The sequence below is a fragment of the Sphingorhabdus sp. genome, from assembly GCF_023910635.1.
Taxonomy (GTDB): Bacteria; Pseudomonadota; Alphaproteobacteria; order Sphingomonadales; family Sphingomonadaceae; genus Sphingorhabdus_B.
Genome location: NZ_JAAVVZ010000002.1, coordinates 110,050 through 129,612 on the forward strand (window position 1 = coordinate 110,050; position 19,563 = coordinate 129,612).

General features: G+C 57.1%; 18 protein-coding genes. 10 read left to right on the forward strand and 8 right to left on the reverse strand.

All coding sequences use genetic code 11. The features are described from left to right. Window positions 1–62 precede the first annotated feature (62 nt). Complete coding sequence (locus HEQ34_RS00955) at window positions 63–899, reverse strand: S1/P1 nuclease (RefSeq protein ID WP_296196183.1); 837 nt, start codon at window positions 897–899, stop codon at window positions 63–65. Between the two features lie 94 nt (window positions 900–993). Here HEQ34_RS00955 and bla point away from each other — a divergent pair, with 94 nt between their 5' ends. From bla to HEQ34_RS00985, 6 genes are all read left to right on the forward strand, one after another. Next, a complete protein-coding gene (gene bla, locus HEQ34_RS00960; RefSeq protein ID WP_296196185.1) occupies window positions 994–1,917 on the forward strand; it encodes a class A beta-lactamase in 924 nt (307 codons plus the stop codon). Between the two features lie 76 nt (window positions 1,918–1,993). Then, entirely contained in the window at window positions 1,994–3,133 is a 1,140-nt protein-coding gene (gene ispG / locus HEQ34_RS00965) for a flavodoxin-dependent (E)-4-hydroxy-3-methylbut-2-enyl-diphosphate synthase (protein WP_296196566.1), read from the forward strand. Window positions 3,134–3,177: 44 nt separating this feature from the next. Then, window positions 3,178–3,435 carry a type II toxin-antitoxin system VapB family antitoxin gene (locus HEQ34_RS00970; protein ID WP_296196187.1) on the forward strand — a complete coding sequence of 86 codons (258 nt, stop codon included), beginning with the start codon at window positions 3,178–3,180 and terminating at the stop codon, window positions 3,433–3,435. Continuing rightward, the gene (locus HEQ34_RS00975; RefSeq protein ID WP_296196191.1) at window positions 3,432–3,824 is read left to right on the forward strand and encodes a type II toxin-antitoxin system VapC family toxin; all 393 of its coding nucleotides are present in this window, start codon (window positions 3,432–3,434) and stop codon (window positions 3,822–3,824) included. Before HEQ34_RS00970 ends, HEQ34_RS00975 begins: the two co-directional genes overlap by 4 nt. Then, complete coding sequence (locus HEQ34_RS00980; protein ID WP_296196569.1) at window positions 3,821–4,306, forward strand: GNAT family N-acetyltransferase; 486 nt, start codon at window positions 3,821–3,823, stop codon at window positions 4,304–4,306. Before HEQ34_RS00975 ends, HEQ34_RS00980 begins: the two co-directional genes overlap by 4 nt. 2 nt (window positions 4,307–4,308) lie before the next feature. After that, the gene (locus tag HEQ34_RS00985) at window positions 4,309–5,211 is read left to right on the forward strand and encodes a DMT family transporter (protein WP_296196192.1); all 903 of its coding nucleotides are present in this window, start codon (window positions 4,309–4,311) and stop codon (window positions 5,209–5,211) included. A 110-nt stretch (window positions 5,212–5,321) separates the two neighbouring features. Here the strand turns inward: HEQ34_RS00985 and HEQ34_RS00990 are convergent, their stop codons facing one another. The 7 genes from HEQ34_RS00990 to HEQ34_RS01020 all read right to left on the reverse strand — a co-directional run bounded on the left by HEQ34_RS00990 (window position 5,322) and on the right by HEQ34_RS01020 (window position 13,137). Then, window positions 5,322–6,512 carry a serine hydrolase gene (locus HEQ34_RS00990; RefSeq protein WP_296196195.1) on the reverse strand — a complete coding sequence of 397 codons (1,191 nt, stop codon included), beginning with the start codon at window positions 6,510–6,512 and terminating at the stop codon, window positions 5,322–5,324. After that, on the reverse strand, window positions 6,509–7,321 hold the full coding sequence (locus HEQ34_RS00995) for an SDR family oxidoreductase (protein ID WP_296196199.1): 813 nt from the start codon (window positions 7,319–7,321) through the stop codon (window positions 6,509–6,511). Before HEQ34_RS00995 ends, HEQ34_RS00990 begins: the two co-directional genes overlap by 4 nt. Then, on the reverse strand, window positions 7,318–8,079 hold the full coding sequence (locus tag HEQ34_RS01000) for an SDR family NAD(P)-dependent oxidoreductase (protein WP_296196203.1): 762 nt from the start codon (window positions 8,077–8,079) through the stop codon (window positions 7,318–7,320). The genes HEQ34_RS00995 and HEQ34_RS01000 overlap by 4 nt, the downstream gene beginning before the upstream one ends. A gap of 161 nt (window positions 8,080–8,240) precedes the next feature. Then, the gene (locus tag HEQ34_RS01005) at window positions 8,241–9,323 is read right to left on the reverse strand and encodes a phosphotransferase family protein (RefSeq protein ID WP_296196206.1); all 1,083 of its coding nucleotides are present in this window, start codon (window positions 9,321–9,323) and stop codon (window positions 8,241–8,243) included. Next, window positions 9,320–10,408, reverse strand: a complete 1,089-nt coding sequence (locus HEQ34_RS01010) for a Zn-dependent alcohol dehydrogenase (RefSeq protein ID WP_296196208.1) — start codon at window positions 10,406–10,408, stop codon at window positions 9,320–9,322. The genes HEQ34_RS01005 and HEQ34_RS01010 overlap by 4 nt, the downstream gene beginning before the upstream one ends. Then, a complete protein-coding gene (locus tag HEQ34_RS01015) occupies window positions 10,405–11,688 on the reverse strand; it encodes an acyl-CoA dehydrogenase family protein (RefSeq protein WP_296196210.1) in 1,284 nt (427 codons plus the stop codon). Before HEQ34_RS01015 ends, HEQ34_RS01010 begins: the two co-directional genes overlap by 4 nt. A 33-nt stretch (window positions 11,689–11,721) precedes the next feature. Further along, on the reverse strand, window positions 11,722–13,137 hold the full coding sequence (locus HEQ34_RS01020; protein WP_296196212.1) for an MFS transporter: 1,416 nt from the start codon (window positions 13,135–13,137) through the stop codon (window positions 11,722–11,724). A gap of 211 nt (window positions 13,138–13,348) precedes the next feature. On the opposite strand from HEQ34_RS01020, the gene HEQ34_RS01025 reads away from it, so the two are divergent. The 4 genes from HEQ34_RS01025 (at window position 13,349) to purL (ending at window position 19,561) form a co-directional block, all read left to right on the forward strand. Then, entirely contained in the window at window positions 13,349–14,509 is a 1,161-nt protein-coding gene (locus HEQ34_RS01025) for an acyl-CoA dehydrogenase family protein (protein WP_296196214.1), read from the forward strand. Between the two features lie 138 nt (window positions 14,510–14,647). Continuing rightward, window positions 14,648–15,784 carry an acyl-CoA dehydrogenase family protein gene (locus HEQ34_RS01030; RefSeq protein ID WP_296196217.1) on the forward strand — a complete coding sequence of 379 codons (1,137 nt, stop codon included), beginning with the start codon at window positions 14,648–14,650 and terminating at the stop codon, window positions 15,782–15,784. Between the two features lie 13 nt (window positions 15,785–15,797). Then, a complete protein-coding gene (locus HEQ34_RS01035; protein ID WP_296196221.1) occupies window positions 15,798–16,592 on the forward strand; it encodes an SDR family NAD(P)-dependent oxidoreductase in 795 nt (264 codons plus the stop codon). Between the two features lie 770 nt (window positions 16,593–17,362). Further along, the gene (gene purL / locus HEQ34_RS01040) at window positions 17,363–19,561 is read left to right on the forward strand and encodes a phosphoribosylformylglycinamidine synthase subunit PurL (RefSeq protein WP_296196225.1); all 2,199 of its coding nucleotides are present in this window, start codon (window positions 17,363–17,365) and stop codon (window positions 19,559–19,561) included. The last annotated feature ends 2 nt before the right edge of the window (window positions 19,562–19,563 follow it).

Below are 19,563 nucleotides of genomic sequence, written 5' to 3' on the forward strand. Positions count from 1 at the left end.
GGGTCTGCGCAGGCGATAATCTGCGTCGCCCCTTTTTTGTTGATTTCCGGAGATTTTGGCGCTTAGCCCAAAGCCCCGTCCAACAACCGCGCCAAACGGATGCCGCCACGTTCCACCTGTTGGCGCAATGCTGCGCGCGAGGCCGCGACATCGGCTTCGTCAATGACAACAGGAGAGGTTGGCTTTGCGCCACAAGGGTCGCCATCCATCGCGCGCGGATAGGCAATGTTTTTTGACACGGCCCAATTCTCTTCACTCCAGCCGCGCACGTCGCCTTGCACGACCGCTGCTTTTTCGGTTGGCGAAAATACGCGGACAATAAAGGGTGCGGCTGACAGCGCGCGGTCGGCCAAAAGCCCGTCCCACACCGCATGGAGATTATAGCCGGGCATCACACCATAAGTGGTCTTCAGGTCATTGCCGCCGCGATCGGCTCGGTCGCCAGCATGTAATGGCTGATGGATGTCGCCGACAAAATGGATCAGGAAAGCAAGCGCCTCCAACCGGACATGCGCGGGCAGGGCCTTGTTCGATAGCAGCGCAAAGTTGCGGTCAATTTGCGCTGAAACGCAATTGCCGTCGGCACAGGCGCTTTTCAGGTCGAACGGCTTGCAGATGTCGACATTTTGGTAATGCCAGCTGTTGGTATAGCCCCAGCGCACACGATCGCCCTTGATGCAATCCGCCCAAACGCTGACGTCCGCGATATTGCGCATTGCACATTTCGGTGTGCCAAGCATCGGTGCCGCGCGCAACAGGCGCTGCATATGCGCGCGCGCCTTGGGCGACATATTGGCTTGGGCGACGTGCGCCACCGTTTCATGGCCATATTCCCAATAAGCCTGGGCAGGTGCCAATGGTGCGAACAAGAGGACGAGCGAAATAAGGAAGCGTTTCATAAATGCGCCTTAGTTTGTATCCATGCGTAAATCAAAGCAGTAGGCGCATGCATTGCGATTTGGTGCCACTAGCGAAAACATTGGAGGGCGGGTGATGGATATTGATAGACGCGGGCTCATGGCAGGTGCTGCGGCGTTGACGATTGCCGGCTGCGCTGGGCCGCGGCAAGTGCGCCCCTCCGTTTCCGCCAATGCCGCGTTGGCGGCGCTAGAGGTGCGCGCTGGCGGACGGCTAGGGGCGTTGGTGCTCGACACGGCATCGGGGCGTATGATGGGGCATCATTATGATGACGCCTTTGCCATGTGCTCTACCTTCAAGCTCGCGCTCGCCGCAGCGGTTTTGCAACAGGCGGATCAAGGCAGGCTGAAACTGGATACGGTGTTGCCTTATTCGCAAGCGGATATGGTCCCACACGCCCCCGTCACAGGGCCGAATTTGGCAAAAGGTGCGATGCGCATCATCGATTTGGCTGAAGCTGCGCAAAAGACCAGCGATAATGTGGCGGCCAATCTGCTGATGAAACATCTGGGCGGGCCGGCCGCCATTACCGGCATTTTCCGTAGTTGGGGCGATGACGTCACGCGGCTTGACCGGTACGAGCCGGACGTGAACAACGTCCCGCCCGGCGAGGTCCGCGATACGACTTCGCCGCGCGCATTTGCGTGGATGATGGCGCGACTTTTGACAGACGACCGAATATTGCAGCCGAGTTCGCGTGATATGTTGATCCAATGGATGGTCGATACCGCTACGGGTATGAAGCGGATCCGAGGCGGCCTCCCCGCTTCTTGGAAAAGTGGCGATAAAACCGGAACCGCCAACAGCGCATATTTCAATAACAAGACCAATGATGTCGCCATTTTCTGGCCGCCCGCACGGCCTCCGGTCATTGTGACGGCCTTTTATGAAGCGGACGGGAAATATGAACAGACCCGCGATTCTGATCAGGCCGTGCTTGCCGAAATAGGCAAAATTGCTGCAGCGCAAGCAGTGGCGTGGCACGGTGTTCTAGACTGATGAGCGTATCGCATTGTCCTGAAAACAGTTCAGGATGATGATTGCGGGAAAATGCCAAGCCGCCTATATCACGTCCATGTCTTCTATTCGTCCTTGGCGCGACATTGCGCGCCGTCCGTCCCGCCAGATCATGGTCGGTAAAGTCCCTGTCGGCGGCAATGCCCCGATCTCGGTGCAAACCATGACCAATACGCTAACCAGCGATGCTGCGGCCACGATCGACCAGATCCGCCGGTGTGAGGATGCAGGCGTCGATATCATTCGCGTATCCTGCCCCGATGTGGAGAGCACGGCGGCGCTGAAACAGATTGTCCGTGCGGCCAATGTACCCATCGTCGCCGACATTCATTTTCATTACAAACGCGCGCTGGAGGCGGCGGACGCTGGCGCGGCATGCTTGCGGATCAACCCCGGCAATATCGGTTCGTCCGAGCGTGTGAAGGAGGTGGTCAACGCCGCCAAAGCCAATGGCTGCGCGATCCGGATCGGCGTGAACGCAGGCAGCTTGGAAAAAGACTTGCTCGAAAAATATGGCGAGCCTTGCCCGGAGGCGCTGATTGAAAGCGCGCTTGACCATATCAAGCTGCTGCAGGACCATGACTTCCACGAATTTAAAGTCGCGGTGAAGGCATCGGACGTTTTCCTCGCGGTTGCCGCCTATATGGGCTTGGCCGACGCCGTCGACTGCCCCTTGCATTTGGGCATTACCGAAGCGGGCGGGTTGATTGGCGGCACGGTCAAATCATCCATCGGCATGGGCAATTTGTTGTGGGCAGGGATTGGCGATACGATCCGCGTCAGCCTGTCTGCCGAACCCGAAGAAGAAGTGCGCGTTGGCTATGAAATTCTGAAGGCCTTGGGCCTGCGCACACGCGGCGTGCGCGTCGTAAGCTGCCCAAGCTGCGCCCGCCAAGGCTTTGACGTCATCCGCACGGTGCAAAAGCTTGAGGATGCGCTTGGCCATATCAAGACACCCATGTCGCTCTCGGTCCTCGGCTGCGTCGTCAATGGCCCCGGCGAAGCGCGCGAGACCGACATCGGCATAACTGGCGGCGGCAATGGCAAGCATATGGTCTATCTGTCAGGCGTCACCGACCATCATGTCGAGGATAACGACATGATCAGCCACATCGTGCGTCTGGTCGAAGCCAAAGCCGCAGAGATTGACGCGGGAACCAGCGTGAGCATGGATACGCTGCACGGAAAAGCGGCTTGAGTGTTTTCTAGAAATATTGTATAAAATTCTAGAAAGGGGATATCATGGGCCTCAGCATAAAAAATGACGTAACCGAACAATTGGTGCGCGAGCTTGCCCGCCGCAAGGGCGTGGGTGTAACGTCCGCGGTCGATCTTGCTGTCCGCAACGAATTGGCGATTACGCCGCCGCTGAAGAAAGACCCGGCCGCGATTATGGAAGCGGTCCGGAAGATTCAGGAACGCGTGGCAAAACTTCCCATGTTGATGTCTGATGCAGATGTCGACGCGTGGATGTATGACGAGAATGGCCTGCCACATTGATTGTTGTCGATACTTCAGCGCTCGTCGCCATTCTTCTCAATGAAGACGGGTGGATGGAATATTTCACAAAAATTGTTGAGGCTGACCGCGCAATAATTGGCGCACCAACGAAGTTTGAATTTTTGATGGTGAGTAAAGGCAGGATATCTGAATCTGGCATCGCTGATGCGGACGCGTTAATATCTGCTCATCACATCAATGTGGTGGACTGGACTCCCAAATTTGCCGATGTTGCTGGTCAGGCGTTCGTGCGTTTCGGCAAAGGACAGCATAAAGCCGCTCTTAACTTTGGCGATTGCATGGCCTACGCGCTGGCAAAGTCGCTGGATGCTCCATTGTTGTTTAAGGGCAATGATTTTTCACAAACCGATGTTAAATGCGCTCTGTGACCCTATCCATCCGCTCCGCCACCGCCGAAGACATCTCGCTGATCGGGCAATTCATCCGCGACCTTGCGGAATATGAAAAGCTTGCGCATTCCGTGCGCTTTGACGAGGTGGTATTGGCGCAAAAGCTGTTTGGACCGCGCCCTTATGCCGAGGTGTTGATTGGCGAGATTGACGGCGTGGCGCAGGGCTTTGCTTTATTCTTCCACAATTTTTCGACCTTCGAAGGACGGCCCGGAATCTATCTGGAGGATTTGTTTGTCCGTCCCGATGCGCGCGGGTCGGGGCTTGGCAAGGCGTTGCTGGGCAGGCTTGCCGCGCTGGCGGTCGAACGCGATTGTGCGCGGCTTGAATGGTCAGTGCTCGACTGGAACACGCCAGCGATTGATTTCTACAAGGCGTTGGGGGCCGTACCCATGGACGAATGGACCGTCTACCGCGTCGATGGCGCAGCGCTCCAAACCCTTGCCATACATAGCCTGTAAATATGGCTGAACTGCATCCGCGCCCGTTCATCCCGTTCATGGTGGCGGCGGCGGGCATCGCCACATTTTCGTTGATGGACGCGGCGATGAAGGATCTGGCGCTTTCGCTGGGTGCCTATAATGCCGTCATGTGGCGCAATTGCTTTGGTGCGTTTTTCATGGGGCTATTGTTTGTTGGAACGCGGCAGAAATGGCCGCCTGTACATATCCTGAAAATGCATTTGTGGCGCAGCATAATCGTGTCGGTCATGGCGGTCAGTTTTTTCTGGTCACTGACGCAACTGCCGCTGGCCGAGGCCATTGGACTTAGCTTCATCGCGCCGGTCATCGCGCTCTATCTGGCCGCCGTTATGCTGGGGGAGACGATAGGTCGTTCCGCCATCTGGGCGTCGCTGGCGGGGCTTGGCGGGGTGGTGATCATCATGGCTGGCCGGTTGAGCGGACACTATACCAGCGGGCATCTCTGGGGCGCTGCGGCGGTGTTGTTTTCGGCGGTGGTGTTTGCGTATAATCTGATCCTCGCCCGGCGACAGGCGCAGGTCGCGGGGCCCATTGAAATCGCCTTTTTCCAGAATCTGTTTGTCGCGGCAACGCTTGGCCTTGTCGCGCCGTGGTTTTTGCAGCCGATCGGCATGTCCGATGCGCCCATGATCGGCGGTGCCGCGGCGCTGGCGGTCATTTCACTGTTGCTGATGAGCTGGGCCTATGCCCGGGCGGAGGCACAGATTTTGATTCCGGTCGAATATACCGCCTTTGTCTGGGCGGCATTTTTCGGCTGGCTGTTCTTTGCCGAGCCGGTGACATGGCCGGTGCTTTTGGGCACGGCCTTGATCGTGGCCGGAAGCCTGATCGCGGCAAGGGCAAAGCCGGAGCCGATCAATCAGGTCGAGATTGCGACGGTTTAGGGGGGGGGCTCCCCCACTTTCGTCATCCTGAACTTGTTTCAGGATAGCGAACCGCCCCATGTTATCCTGAAACAAGTTCAGGATGACGAGGGATTGGTTAAGGGCGCTACCTACGCCGCCAGCGCGGAATAAATCATCGTCTTGATCTCGCGGCGCACGGGGTAGGTGGTCGATGGCAGCAATTGCGTCATGAAAATCATGATGATGTCCTCAACCGGATCGACGAAAAACGCGGTGGAATACATGCCGCCCCAATAAAAATCGCCGTTGGAACAAGGCGCAAGTGTCGCGGCACTGTCGATGGTCGTGGCAAAGCCAAGGCCAAAGCCAATGCCGGCCATTTCGGCCTCACTGAACAAAGATTTCGACATTTGCGTCAGGTCTTGACCGCCGGGGATATGATTGGCGGTCATCAATTCTATCGTCTTGGGGCTCAAGATTTGTGCGCCGTCAAGCGCGCCGCCGTTCAGCAGCATCCGGCAGAACCGATGATAATCCGCAACGCTCGACGCTAGGCCGCCGCCGCCGGAATTGAATGACCAGCCCTTGGCCCACATGCTGTCGGCCCCTGCTTTGTCGATCAGCTTCATTTTCGCTTCGGGGTCAAAGCCAAAGCCTTCGGGGATTCGCGCTGCCTTGTCGGCGGGCACTTGGAAGAATGTATCGGTCATGCCCAAGGGCGCGAAAATATGCGTCTGGAAATATTCAGGCAATGACCGCCCGCTGATCCGTTCAACCAATATGCCGACTATGTCGGTGGCAACCGAATAATTCCACTGCGTGCCTGGGTCGAATTCCAGCGGGATTTGCGCGAGTGTGTCAATCACGCTTTGCGATGTATTTTTGGTCCAGCTTTCCAGTTCGGTCTTGCGATAGGCCGCATCGACATTGCCTTGTTCCTGAAAGCTATAGGTGAAACCGGCTGTATGCCGCAGCAAGTCAACCACCCGCATTTGGGTGGATGGTGCGCGCGTCATAAATGGCACATTGCCGCCGCCGCCCACAAACACACCCAATTTCGCAAATTCGGGGATATATTTGGCGACCGGATCGGTCAGCGCGATTTTGCCCTGTTCTACCAACTGCATGAACGCGACCGAGGTAATTGGCTTGGTCATTGATGCGATCCGGAAAATAGCATCTTCGGCAACGCCCGAGCTCCATTGCAACGCGATATCGTCGCCACGGCCAACCAGCACCGACGCAAACGGCAATTTGCCGTTGTCGAGATAATTGGCCTGAATAAATGCGGGAATCCGCGCGAGGCGGTCGGGCAGGAAACCTAAATCTTCGGCGCTCATACTGCGGTTTGCCCTGTTAATTGGCGCGTTACGGGGTGCGAGCTGGAGAGCCCGCCGTCAACAGCGATGGCTTGTCCGTTGACATAAGAGGCCTGGTCGCTGGCGAGGAACAATGCGACATTGGCCAGTTCCTCCGGCTGCGCGCCGCGGCGCAACGGGTTCAGGCGGCCGATTTTTTCAGTCACGCCCTTTTCACGGGCATAATCAAATGTCGGCTTGGTCATGCCGGTTTCGGTAAGGCCAGGGCAAATCGCGTTGCAGCGGACATTGGTGCCCGACAATTGCTGCGCACTGACCTGTGCCAGATTGATGACGCCAGCCTTTGACGCCGAATAAGGCGGCCCGCCTGCGCCCGAACGAATGCCAGCAACGCTTGCGGTCAGGATGATCGAACCGCCATTGCCTGCATCGGCCATGACCTTGCCCGCATGCTTAACCATCAGCCATGGGCCAATGAGGTTGACGCGCAAGACGCTGGTGAAATTTTCCACGGTGTTGTCGAAAATCCCCTCCATGCCGCCGGAGATACCCGCGTTTGCAAAGGCGACATCAAGATGGCCGTGGAGCGTGATGGCCTTGGCGACCAAAGCCGCGACATCACTTTCGTCGCCTGCGTCCATTTGGACGGCGGTCGCGGCGGCACCGATCATCGCAGCGGTGTCATGTACCGATGCGGCCATGTCGCCCAAAACGACCTTCGCACCCTCTGCCGCAAAACGGATGGCGGATGCACGGCCAATGCCTGAACCCGCGCCCGTGATAATGGCGACTTTGCCCTCTAATGCACCCTGAGCCTGCCGAAGGGTCATACGACTACACCCCCATCAACCACGATTGTTTGACCCGTCATAAATGTTGAAGCATCGGAGGCCAGATAGACCGCTGCCCCTGCAATCTCGCGCGGCTCGCCAATACGCCCCAATGCCGCGCCCGCGGTGGAGGCTTTCAGATTTTCGGGATTCTCCCACAGTGCCTTGGCAAAATCGGTCTTCACCAGTCCCGGCGCGATCGAGTTAATGCGCACATTGTGCGGTCCATATTCGCGCGCGAGATTCTTGGTCATCTGGATATCCGCCGCCTTGGTAATCGCATAAGCGCCCAAGATCGGCGACCCGCGCAGGCCGCCAATGGACGACACGATTACGATGGAGCCCGATTTGCGTTCGATCATTTCGGGTACGACCATCTGGATCAGCCAATGTTGCGAGACGATGTTGTGATCGAGCGTCTTGCGCAGTTGTTCGTCGGTGATGGTCGCCATCGGGCCATAATGCGGGTTCGACGCCGCGTTGCAGACCAAAACATCGACCTTACCAAATGCCTTGTGCGCTTCATCAACCAGGTTTTGCAGGCTTTCCTTGGACGACAGGCTTGATGCCACCGCAATTGCCGCGCCCGTATGCTTGGCATTGATGCCAGCGGCCACCGCTTCGCAATCATCGATATTGCGGCTGGAGATCACAACCTTTGCGCCATGCTCCGCCATTTCTTCGGCGATTGCCTGGCCGATGCCGCGCGACGACCCTGTGATGATGGCGACCTTACCGGTCATATCGAATAAAGACATTTGTATTCCTCTCACTCATTCCTCCCTATCGACTTGCGATGGGGAGGTGGCAGCCAAAGCGGCAGCTTTGGATGACGGAGGGGCGGCGACGTTTCATTCCCCTCCACCATCCTGCGGATGGTCCCCCTCCCCATCGCAAGTCGATGGGGAGGAACTTATTTCTACGCCCCGGCCTTTTCCGCGAATTTCCATGCGGATTCCGCCAACGGGAACACGCGTTCGGCCATGGCTTGCGCATGTGACGAACTTGCGGTGCCGTCTATCACGCGTTTTTTGATGCCCTGAATAATCCCGGCGAGCCGGAAGAAATTATAGGCAAAATACCAGTTCATATCGGGCACGCCGTCACGGTTCGTGGCAGCGCAATAACGCTCTACCATCGCGTCGAGTTCGGGAATGCCTAAGCCCGCGCGGTCCAAATCCATGACGCCCGACCGGCCTTCATTCTGCGTCACCCATGCCATTGCGACATAGGTGAAATCAGCCAGCGGGTCGCCCAAGGTCGACAATTCCCAATCCAACACCGCGACGACCTTTGCTTCTTTGGCATCGAAGATCATATTGTCGATGCGATAGTCGCCATGGACGACGCTGGTGCGCGTCTGCTCCGGCAGCGTCTTTGGCAGCCATTCAATCAGCCGTTCCATTTCGGGCATATTGTCGGTTTCGGCGAGCCGATATTGCTTCGTCCAACGTTCGACCTGCCGCCCGAAATAATTGCCCGGTTTGCCAAAGTCGGAAAGACCGGCACCTTCAACATCCACATTGTGCAACGCTGCCAAGGTGTCGATCATCGCCTCATAAGTGGCGCGACGTTCAGGCGGGTTTGATCCCGGCATGGAACCGTCCCAGATAGTGCGCCCTTCGACCATATCCATGATGTAGAACATCGAACCCGCGACACTGTCGTCGGTGCACAGGCCAAAGGGTTTGGCGACGGGAAAGCCCGTTGGGTACAAGCCCGCAATGACCTTATATTCGCGGTCAACGGCATGTGCGCTGGGCAGTAGAACGCCGAAAGGCTTGCGGCGTAGGACGTAGGAACCGCTTTTGGCGTTCAACCGGTAGGTCGGGTTTGACTGCCCACCTGCGAATTTCAGAACCTCGACCGGACCTTCAAATCCTTCTACATTATCCGACATCCATGCCGCCAATTTATCGGCATCGAGGATGTCCGCTCCGCTTGGCGCAACGGTGCCGGTAAAGGCCGTCTGCGCGTCAATCGGGGTTGGGGCGGAACTCATTGGTCAAAAACGATGACCGAACGCGCCGAATCGCCGCGCTTCATCTGGTCAAAGCCCTCGTTGATCCGCTCCAGCGGAATGGTCTCCGAAATGATGGTATCGAGGTCCAAAAGGCCACGCATGTAGAAATCCACAAGACGCGGAATATCAACAGGGAAGCGGTTGCCGCCCATGATCGCGCCTTGGAGTTTCTTGCCGGACAACAGGTCCATCGCCGACAGGCCAACCGAATGCTGTAATGGCATCATACCAAGTATGGTTGCTGTCCCGCCGCGCTTGAGCGACTTGACGGCAAGCTCACCCGACGCAGGACGACCTACAGCCTCAATCGCATGATCGACGCCGCCCTTGGTCAACTCCTGAATCTGCTTGGCTGCGTCAGCATCCATTGGGTCGATAACATCCGTCGCACCCAGCTTCATTGCAAGCGCCCGCTTTTCCGGTATTGGATCAGCAGCAATGATGCGGCCAGCGCCAGCAATTTTCGCAGCATTGATAGTCGCAAGTCCAACGCCGCCACAGCCGATAACGGCCACGGTTTCGCCGGGTGTGACTTTGCATGCGTTGAAAATGGTGCCAGCACCTGTGGTGACTGCGCAGCCGATAACGGACGCTTGCGGCAAAGGCATGTCGGGGTGAATGGCCACGCAAGCATGTTCATGCACCAGCATCATTTCGGCATAAGCGGACAGGTTCAGCATCTGGTTCATGATGCTGCCATCGGGGCGTGTCAGGCGTGGTGCTTCGCCTGCTTTACGCCGTGTGTCGCCGCCAAGGCACAAAGACATCCGGCCAGTAACGCAATATTCGCAATGGCCGCAGAACGCGCTCAGGCACGTAACAACGGCATCGCCGACCTTAACCGTGCGCACTTCGCTGCCCACAGCCTCAACAATGCCCGCCGCCTCATGCCCGGGGATCGCGGGCAAAGGATGCGGATATGTGCCTTCGATAAAGTGCAGGTCGCTATGGCACAGCCCGCAGGCCGCGGTGCGGATCAGCACCTCATGCGGCCCGGGATTGGCGATGTTGATCTGCTCGATCTGAAGCGGCTTACCCGCTTCGATCAGGACTGCTGCTCTCACCGGGTTGCTCCCATGTCACCGCTCGATAGGCCTTCTTTGCCGCGGCCGCCATGCTTGCCAAGCTCCATACGCGCAATCGCGCGGGCATGCACTTCATCGGGACCATCGGCCAGACGTAAGGTGCGCTGATGCGCCCAAGCAGATGCGAGACCGAAATCGTCGGACACACCGCCGCCGCCATGCGCTTGAATCGCATTATCGATGATGCTCAGCGCCATATTCGGGGCCTGCACCTTGATCATCGCGATTTCAGCCGCTGCCGCCTTGTTACCGACCTTGTCCATCATATCCGCTGCCTTCAGGCACAGCAGACGTGTCATTTCGATGTCGATCCGGGCACGGGCAATACGTTCTTCCCACACGCTATGCTCGGCAACGGTCTTGCCAAAGGCGACGCGCGATTGCAGGCGCTTGCACATTTTCTCCAGCGCCTCTTCGGCAGTTCCAATGGTGCGCATGCAATGGTGGATGCGGCCTGGTCCAAGGCGTCCTTGCGCGATTTCGAACCCGCGACCTTCGCCCAGCAACATGTTCGATGCCGGAATGCGGACATCCTTCAATTCGATTTCCATATGACCATGCGGCGCGTCGTCATAACCGAATACAGGCAGATGGCGCAGAATGTTCACACCGGGGGAATCGAGTTCCATCAATACCATCGACTGCTGCGCATGGCGCTTGGCTTCGAAATCAGTCTTGCCCATGACAATCGCGATCTTGCAACGCGGGTCGCCTGCGCCTGATGACCACCATTTCACGCCATTAAGGACATATTCGTCGCCTTCACGGCGGATCGAGGTTTCGATGTTGGTCGCGTCGGACGAAGCAACGGCTGGCTCCGTCATCAAAAACGCCGAACGGATTTCGCCGTTCATCAACGGGATCATCCATTTTTCTTTTTGTGCGGCCGTGCCGTAGCGCAAGAACACTTCCATATTGCCGGTGTCTGGCGCCGAACAGTTATAGACTTCAGATGCAAAACCGATGCGGCCCATTTCTTCGGCGCACAATGCATATTCCATGTTGGTGAGGCCGGGGCCATCAAAATGCACGCTGTCGTCGACATGCACGCGGCCCGACGTTGGCGGCATGAACAAGTTCCAAAGGCCAGCGGCCTTCGCGCGCGCCTTTTCCTCTTCAACGACTTGAAGCACTTTCCAACGGTCGCCCACTGCCTGCTCGGCATAATAATCGGCGACGCGTGGACGCAAGAAGCGTTCATTATGGTCGCGGATCCGGTCCCGCCAGTAAGTTTGCTTGTCGTTGAGATCGAAATCCATGGCTCATTCCTCTTTTCAATTTTAATTGATCGGTTAACTGGCAGACTCTGCCGATGTGTTCAAGGCGCGCAAGCGTTCATTATGACTTTCGCGCGAAATCGGGAAATGCCGCAGGATCAGGATGCCGATAATGCCGAGGACCAAGACCGTGCCCATATAATATAGCGCCAGCCCATCGAGGACGGCGACATCGACTTCGCCGGGTGCGGCATTTTGTGGGAAATTGGCAAAGCTCAGAATCATCCCGGCGGCAAAGGTGCCAATGCCAACGGCGCATTTTTGCATGAAGAAATAGCCCGCGAAAAACAGCCCTTCAGAACGCCTGCCCGTTTCTTGCTGCGATGCCTCCACCACATCGGCCATCATCGAGGACGTCAGCATCATCATACTCACCGCCGCGCTATTGGCTAAAGTCATTAAAGCAAACATAAACAGGATCGACGGGTTCGACGGCGCCCCGGGCACAAGGTCGAGCATCCAGCTACCATATAATGCCGTCGTGAAGGTCAGCGAGATAATCGCAAACAGAATCGCAGCATGCTTCTTGCCCAATCGCGCGGAGACGGGGGGGACAATGATGAAGGCAATGATGACCGTCGCAAACAGGGTCAGCGCATAATAAAGCATTTCCATCTGTTGCAGCTGCCATAGAAAGGCGAGCTGGTAATTGGTGAGCGCAAAGGTCATCCCTTGGTTGATCAGCCCGAACAGAGCCGCGAAGACGAGCCAGAGAAACGCCCGGTTAGATAATGTCGCCTTCACTTCGGCAAAAGCATGGCTAAGGCCAGCTCCGCGTGGGGCAGGGGGGGATTGCTTGGCCACATGCCGATGCTGACCAAACGCGGAGATGAGCACCGCACCGCTCATCATCAGCGCGCCCCACACCGAATAGGCGTCATACCCCGCAGGGTCGCTCACGCCCTTTTCGCCTGTGAAGAAAATGCCATAAGCGAAAATGAGCATCAGCAAGCCGCCCGCCCAGCCAAACAGGAAACGATAGCGCATCAAACGCGTGCGCTCGTCATAATCGCCCGTTAGTTCAGGGACGAGGGCAACGGACGGCACTTCGCACATCGCCACCAAGGTGCGCGCCAATACGGCGGTGCAGAACAGCCAAATGATCGTGCCCGTCTGGCCCATTTCGGGCGGGTGCCACAGCAATAGCCATATGATGCCAAGTGGAATGGCGGCGGCGTATAGCCAGGGCAGGCGTCTGCCCCATTTGCTTTGTGTCCGGTCGGACATCTCGCCAATAATCGGGTCGGCAAAGGCATCGAATATCAGCGCGGCCATGATGACGATACCAACGATGCCAGCGTCAATTCCCAACACCTGATTATAAAAAATCAGCAGGAATACTGAAAAGCCATTATCCTTGACGCCATAGGCGACAGAGCCAAGGCCGTGCATGACTTTTAACGATCGGGGAAGCGCGACGACTGGTGCCATATCGGATTAAATCACAAAATGCGAAAAGGCGTGTTTTCCGGCGAATCGCACGATGTTTCTCTCCTCTATCCCGCCCTTATGCTAGGCGCACTGCCCAGCCTGTCAATCGCGATACAAATGACGTTACGGCATGCATAACTCACCGATAAAGGCTTGCGTTTCCATGCGTGACCGCCCAAAAATTCATCAAGCAATTAAGCAGGAGAGTGTTATGTCCGACCTTGATACATTCCGTGCCGAGGCGCGCGCCTGGCTGGAGGAAAACTGCCCCGCCGAAATGCGCACACCGGCCAAAGGCGACGAAGACGTCTGCTGGGGCGGACGCAATTTCGTGTTCCAATCCGAAGCCCAAAAATTGTGGCTCGAGGCTTGCGTCGCCAAAGGCTACACCGTGCCCGATTGGCCCAAGGCATATGGCGGCGCTGGCCTTAGCCCGCAGGAAACAAAAATCCTGCGTCAGGAAATGGCAAAGCTGGGCTGCCGCTCACCGCTCAACAGCTTCGGCATCTGGATGCTTGGACCAGCCCTGCTGAAGTTCGGCACGGAAGAGCAAAAAGTGCATTATATGGGCCAGATCGCGCGAGGCGAAATCCGGTGGTGTCAGGGCTATTCCGAACCGGGCTCAGGCAGCGACCTTGTGTCGATGCAGACCTTTGGCGAGGATAAGGGAGACCATTGGGTCGTCAATGGCCAGAAAATCTGGACCTCTTATGCGGATAAGGCCGACTGGATTTTCTGTTTGGTCCGCACCGACAAGACGAACAAATATCAAGGAATCAGCTTCCTGTTGTTCGACATGGAAACGCCGGGTGTTTCGACCAAGCCGATCAAGCTGATCTCTGGCAACTCGCCTTTCTGCGAGACATTTTTCGACAATGTTGTTGTTCCCAAGCACCAGATTGTTGGCGAAATCAATCGCGGCTGGGATGTGGCGAAATATCTGCTTGGCCATGAACGCGAAATGATTTCGGGCATGGGCGGCGATGGCGGCGTGACCTCGATCGGCGCGGCGATGAAGGCGACCTTGTCGCAAGAACCAGTGCTGCGGGCGCAAATGGCATTGTTCGATGTCGATAACCTGACCTTCCGTGCCCATGGCGAACGTTTCATGGACGAATGGAAAACGGGTAAGGCGCACCCGGCTTATTCCAACCTGATGAAATATGTCGGCACCGAATTGAACAAAAAACGCAATGAATTGGTCATGTCAATTGGCGGTTCTCAAGCGCTTGAGTGGGAAAGCGAACGCGCCAATGGCGGGTCGAAGGCGCGCAATTGGTTGCGGACCAAGGCGAACTCAATTGAGGGCGGCACCAGTGAAGTGATGCTGAACGTCGTGTCGAAGCGCATCCTTGAGATGCCGGGCGGTTAACAGCAACCGTCACCCCCGCGCAGGCGGGGGCCCAACTCCTGACAGCTAAATTTACGGCGCAGGGGTTGGATTCCCGCCTGCGCGGGAATGACGAGATAAATCGTCGGAATGACGAGATAGATTTGGAGAGGCTTTAACATGGCAATGACCTTAAACGATGACCAGAATATGCTGCGCGACACCGCGCGGGATTTCATGGCGAGCGAAGCGCCCGTCACCCATTTCCGCAAGTTCCGCGACATGGGGTGCAAAGACGGTTTCAGCCACGGCTTGTGGAAGCAATTTGCCGAAATGGGCTTTACTGGCATCCTCATCCCCGAAGCCGATGGTGGCATGGGCATGGGCCAGATTGAGGCTGGCATACTGCTGGAAGAAATCGGCCGTAACCTGTCACCCTCGCCATTTTTGACAACGTCAGTTGCGGCGGTTGCGGCGTTGAAGCTGGCGGACAAGGCGACGCGTGACCGCTGGTTCCCTGGCATCTTGGCTGGCGAAACCGTGATCGGCATTGCGATTGAAGAAGGCGTCAAGCACCGGCCGGAGAAAATCGCCTGCGTTGCGGAACGCAGCGGCAATGGCTTTAAGCTGACGGGGCAAAAGCAATTTGTTGTGCAAGGCGCGTCATCGGACATGCTGATCGTTGCGGCGCGCACCGCTGGTGCGGCTGGCGAAACCGATGGCCTGACCTTGTTCGCGGTGGACAAGGACGCAGCTGGCCTGTCGATGGAGGCGGCGCGGCTTGTCGATTCCGCAGTTGCTGCGCATGTGAAACTTGACGGTGTTCAGGTGGATGCCGACGCTGTGATCGGCGATGTCGATGGCGGTTGGGCTGTGCTTTCCAAGATGCTCGACGCCGGACGGGTGGGTGCCGCTGCCGAAATGGTCGGCGTTGGCACAGGCGCGATGGACATGACTTTTGAATATCTCAAGACGCGCAAGCAATTCGACCGTGTCATTGGCGAATTTCAGGCGCTCCAACACCGCGCCGCGCATCTTTATGGCGAAATGGAAGGCGCGCGTTCGATTGTGCTGAAGGCGCAATCCTTAATGGATGAAGGCCATGCCAAGGCCGAACTTTATGTTGCGGCGGCCAAGGCGAAAGCCGGGCTTGCGTGCAATCTTTCGGTGCGGGAGGGCGTTCAAATGCATGGCGGTATCGGCATGACTGACGAATATGACATCGGCTTGTATATGAAGCGTGACCGCAGCTTGAACGAGTTTTTCGGCGACGCTTATTACCACGCAGACCGCGTGGCGACGATGAACGGTTATTAAAAGGACACCGCAAATGGACATTCAAACCTTATTCAACCTCAATGGCCGCGTTGCCCTTGTCACCGGCGGTTCGCGCGGGATCGGCAAGATGATTGTCGAGGGCTATTTAAAGGCTGGCGCGGCGCGCGTGTATATCAGCGCGCGCAAGATCGACCAGATCGAAGAAACCGTTGCCGAATTCGGTAATCAGGTCATTGGTCTGCCTTGCGACTTGTCGACCGTGGACGGTTGCCTGTCGCTTGCTGCGCAAATTGCCGAGCGTGAGGAAAAGGTGGATATTCTCGTGAACAATGCGGGCGCAGCATGGGGCGCGGATTTTGGCCAGTTCCCTGAAGCTGGCTGGGACCGTGTGATGGACCTGAACGTCAAATCCTTGTTCTTTTTGACGCAAGCCTTGCATCCGCAGTTGAAGGCAGCCGCCACATTTGATCGCCCCGGCAAGGTCATTAACATCGCATCGATTGATGGCCTGCGCATCAACCCTTGGCAAACCTATAGCTATCAGGCATCGAAAGCCGCCGTCATCCATTTGACGCGCCGTCTGGCGGCGGAGCTTGTTAAGGACAATATTCTTGTGTCGGGCATTGCGCCGGGTGCATTCCAGTCGGACATGAACAAGGCTGCGCGCGACCATGCCGATGCCGTGGGCAAGAATATCCCGTTTCCACGAATTGGAACGCCTGAAGATATGGCCGGCCTTGCGATCTTCCTCGCCGCGCGTGCTGGCGATTATATCGTGGGCGAAACCATCGCCTGCGACGGCGGCATCGTTAACGCGTCGCTGCCGGGCAATGGAATCGCCCCTTAACTGCTAATTTCATGATAATTTGGGAACGAAATTAACGCGTTTCCTGCGGAAATGGGGCTAGTTGCAAAACACGCAACTGGCCCCATTCTTTTCGCAATTGCAGCAAATTCATCGGCCCCCTATCTGGTTGTTAACGGCAAGCGATTGTCGAAACGCATATTGACCGGGCGGCACCCTCCTCCTCTCCCCCTCGCCCCCGGACAATTTTTACGGCCTCCATGCACTGCGTGGGGGCCGTATCGTTTTGTGCTCCAAACTTGTCCTCCATTTTGTCCACCACGAAGTGCGCGCCCTGTGGATAACTCTGCAAAACATGCTTGGAGCGACTCGAAAGTTATGAGAACTTCAACTCATCAGGCAGGAACGCTACGAAGCAAAGCCGGACCGGAAACGGAAAAGCAGAGCGGATATAGAAGGAATGCAGGATCGCCAAACGGACAGGCAACCCGTCGCAAGACAGGAAATGCAGTCAAGATGGTGGGTACGAAGAAAACGAATATCGAGTGCGGCATCACGCAAGTGATGCAACGCCGGATAGGATACCCACGGTACCAAGGCGAACCAAGGAAACCTTCGGGTGACGTTGGGGAACCGGACGTCAGACAGAGGAAAAAATGGCCCTTGTGGTCACGAACTTCCAAACTCAGACGCAGTGGGCGCTGGTAGCGATGCCAGCGCCCATTTTATTTTGTGCCTGCCCCTTCCCAATTCGCGCTTAATCAAAACCAAACAGGCTGGATAAATACAGATGGTCTCGCTAAGGCCGTTCCATGTCCGAAATCACGCCCCAAATCGTCGCCGACCATGGTCTAAATGAAGATGAATATGCGCGTATCTTGCACGCGATGGGGCGCGAACCCAACATCATCGAGCTTGGCATATTCTCGGTGATGTGGTCGGAGCATTGCTCTTATAAATCCTCACGCATCCATTTGAAGAAATTGCCGACGCAGGCCCCTTGGGTCATTTGCGGTCCCGGCGAAAATGCGGGCGTTATCGACATTGGCGAAGGTCCAAATGGCACCAAGCTCGCCGCAATCTTCAAAATGGAATCGCATAATCACCCGTCGTACATCGAACCTTATCAGGGCGCGGCAACGGGCGTAGGCGGCATCTTGCGCGATGTGTTCACCATGGGCGCGCGGCCAGTGGCCAATATGAACGCGCTGCGTTTCGGGCGGCCCGACCATCCGAAGATGAAGCATCTGGTGCAGGGCGTCGTTGCGGGCATTGGGGGCTATGGCAATTGTGTTGGCGTGCCGACCGTTGGCGGTGAGACCAATTTCCATCGGGCCTATGATGGCAATATCCTTGTGAACGCGATGACCGTTGGCGTCGCGGACCAAGACAAGATTTTCTATTCCGCCGCGACTGGCCTTGGTAACCCCATCGTCTATGTCGGGTCAAAGACCGGCCGCGACGGTATTCATGGCGCGACGATGGCTTCGGCGGATTTCGGTGCGGATATTGAGGAGAAGCGCCCCACGGTTCAAGTGGGCGACCCGTTTACGGAAAAGCTGCTGATTGAGGCGTGCCTTGAACTGATGGCGTCGGATGCAATTGTCGCGATTCAGGATATGGGCGCGGCGGGTTTGACCAGCTCCAGCGTCGAAATGGCGACCAATGGCAAGGCGGGTATCATCCTCGACATGGACAAGGTGCCATGCCGCGAGGAAGGCATGACGCCCTATGAAATGATGCTATCCGAAAGCCAGGAGCGCATGCTCATGGTCTTGAAGCCCGGCCGTGAGGAATTTGCCAAGGCGATTTTCGACAAATGGGAACTGGATTTTGCGGTGATCGGCGAAGTCACCGACACAGGCCATATGGTGCTGACGTGGAAGGGGGAAATTGTCTGCGACATCCCGCTTGGTCCGCTCGCCGAGGACGCGCCTTTGTATGACCGCCCAGCCGCGTCGAAGGATGAATATAAGGCATGGGCCAAGGTTCAGCCCTTGGGCGACGTGCCCGCCAGCCATGACCTTGGCGCGGATTTGCTGAAGCTGATGGCCTGCCCTGATCTCGCCAGCCGCGCCTGGATATGGCAGCAATATGATAGCCAAGTCGGCGGCGACACGGCGCAGCTTTCGGGCGGCGACGCAGCATTAGTCCGCATCCACGGCACCAACCGCGCGCTGGCGATGAGCACCGATTGCACCCCGCGTTATTGCTACGCCGACCCATATGAAGGCGGCAAGCAGGCGGTGGCCGAAACCTATCGCAACATCAGTGCGGTTGGCGCAACGCCATTGGCGATCACCAACTGCCTGAACTTTGCTAACCCGCAGCGCCCCGAAATCATGGCGCAGATTGTCGGCTGTCTGGAGGGCATGGGCGACGCCTGCCGCGCGCTGGATTACCCGATCGTGTCAGGCAATGTGTCGCTATATAATGAAAGCAAGGCAACCGGCGGCGGCAGCGCGATCTTGCCAACACCCGCCATTGGCGGCGTTGGTGTGCTTGAAGATATCAGTAAGATGGCGACCATTGCGTTCAAGGCAGACGGCGACGGCATTTTTGTCATTGGCGACAATGATGGACATCTGGGTCAGTCCTTGTGGCTGCGCGAATTACATGGCCGCGAAGACGGCGCGCCGCCGCCCGTCGACCTCGCCAAGGAGCGCGCGCATGCGGAATTTGTCCGTCAACTGATCCAAGATATTAAGGTGAACGCCGTGCATGATGTTGCCGACGGCGGCTTGCTTGTTGCGCTAACCGAAATGGCGCTCGCCAGTAATATGGGATGTGCGCTCGAAGAAATCGGCGACGCCTTCACAGCGTTTGGCGAAGATCAGGCGCGCTATGTTGTGACCAGCGCCGCTGCTGACCAAATTCAGGCCGCAGGCATTCCGATGACGCGGATAGGCACTGTTGGCGGGACATCGGTCGCAGGGCCGGGGTTTGACGTGCCCATTGCGACACTGCGCGCTGCGCATGACAGCTTCTTCAAGGACTGGATGGAAGGCTAGGG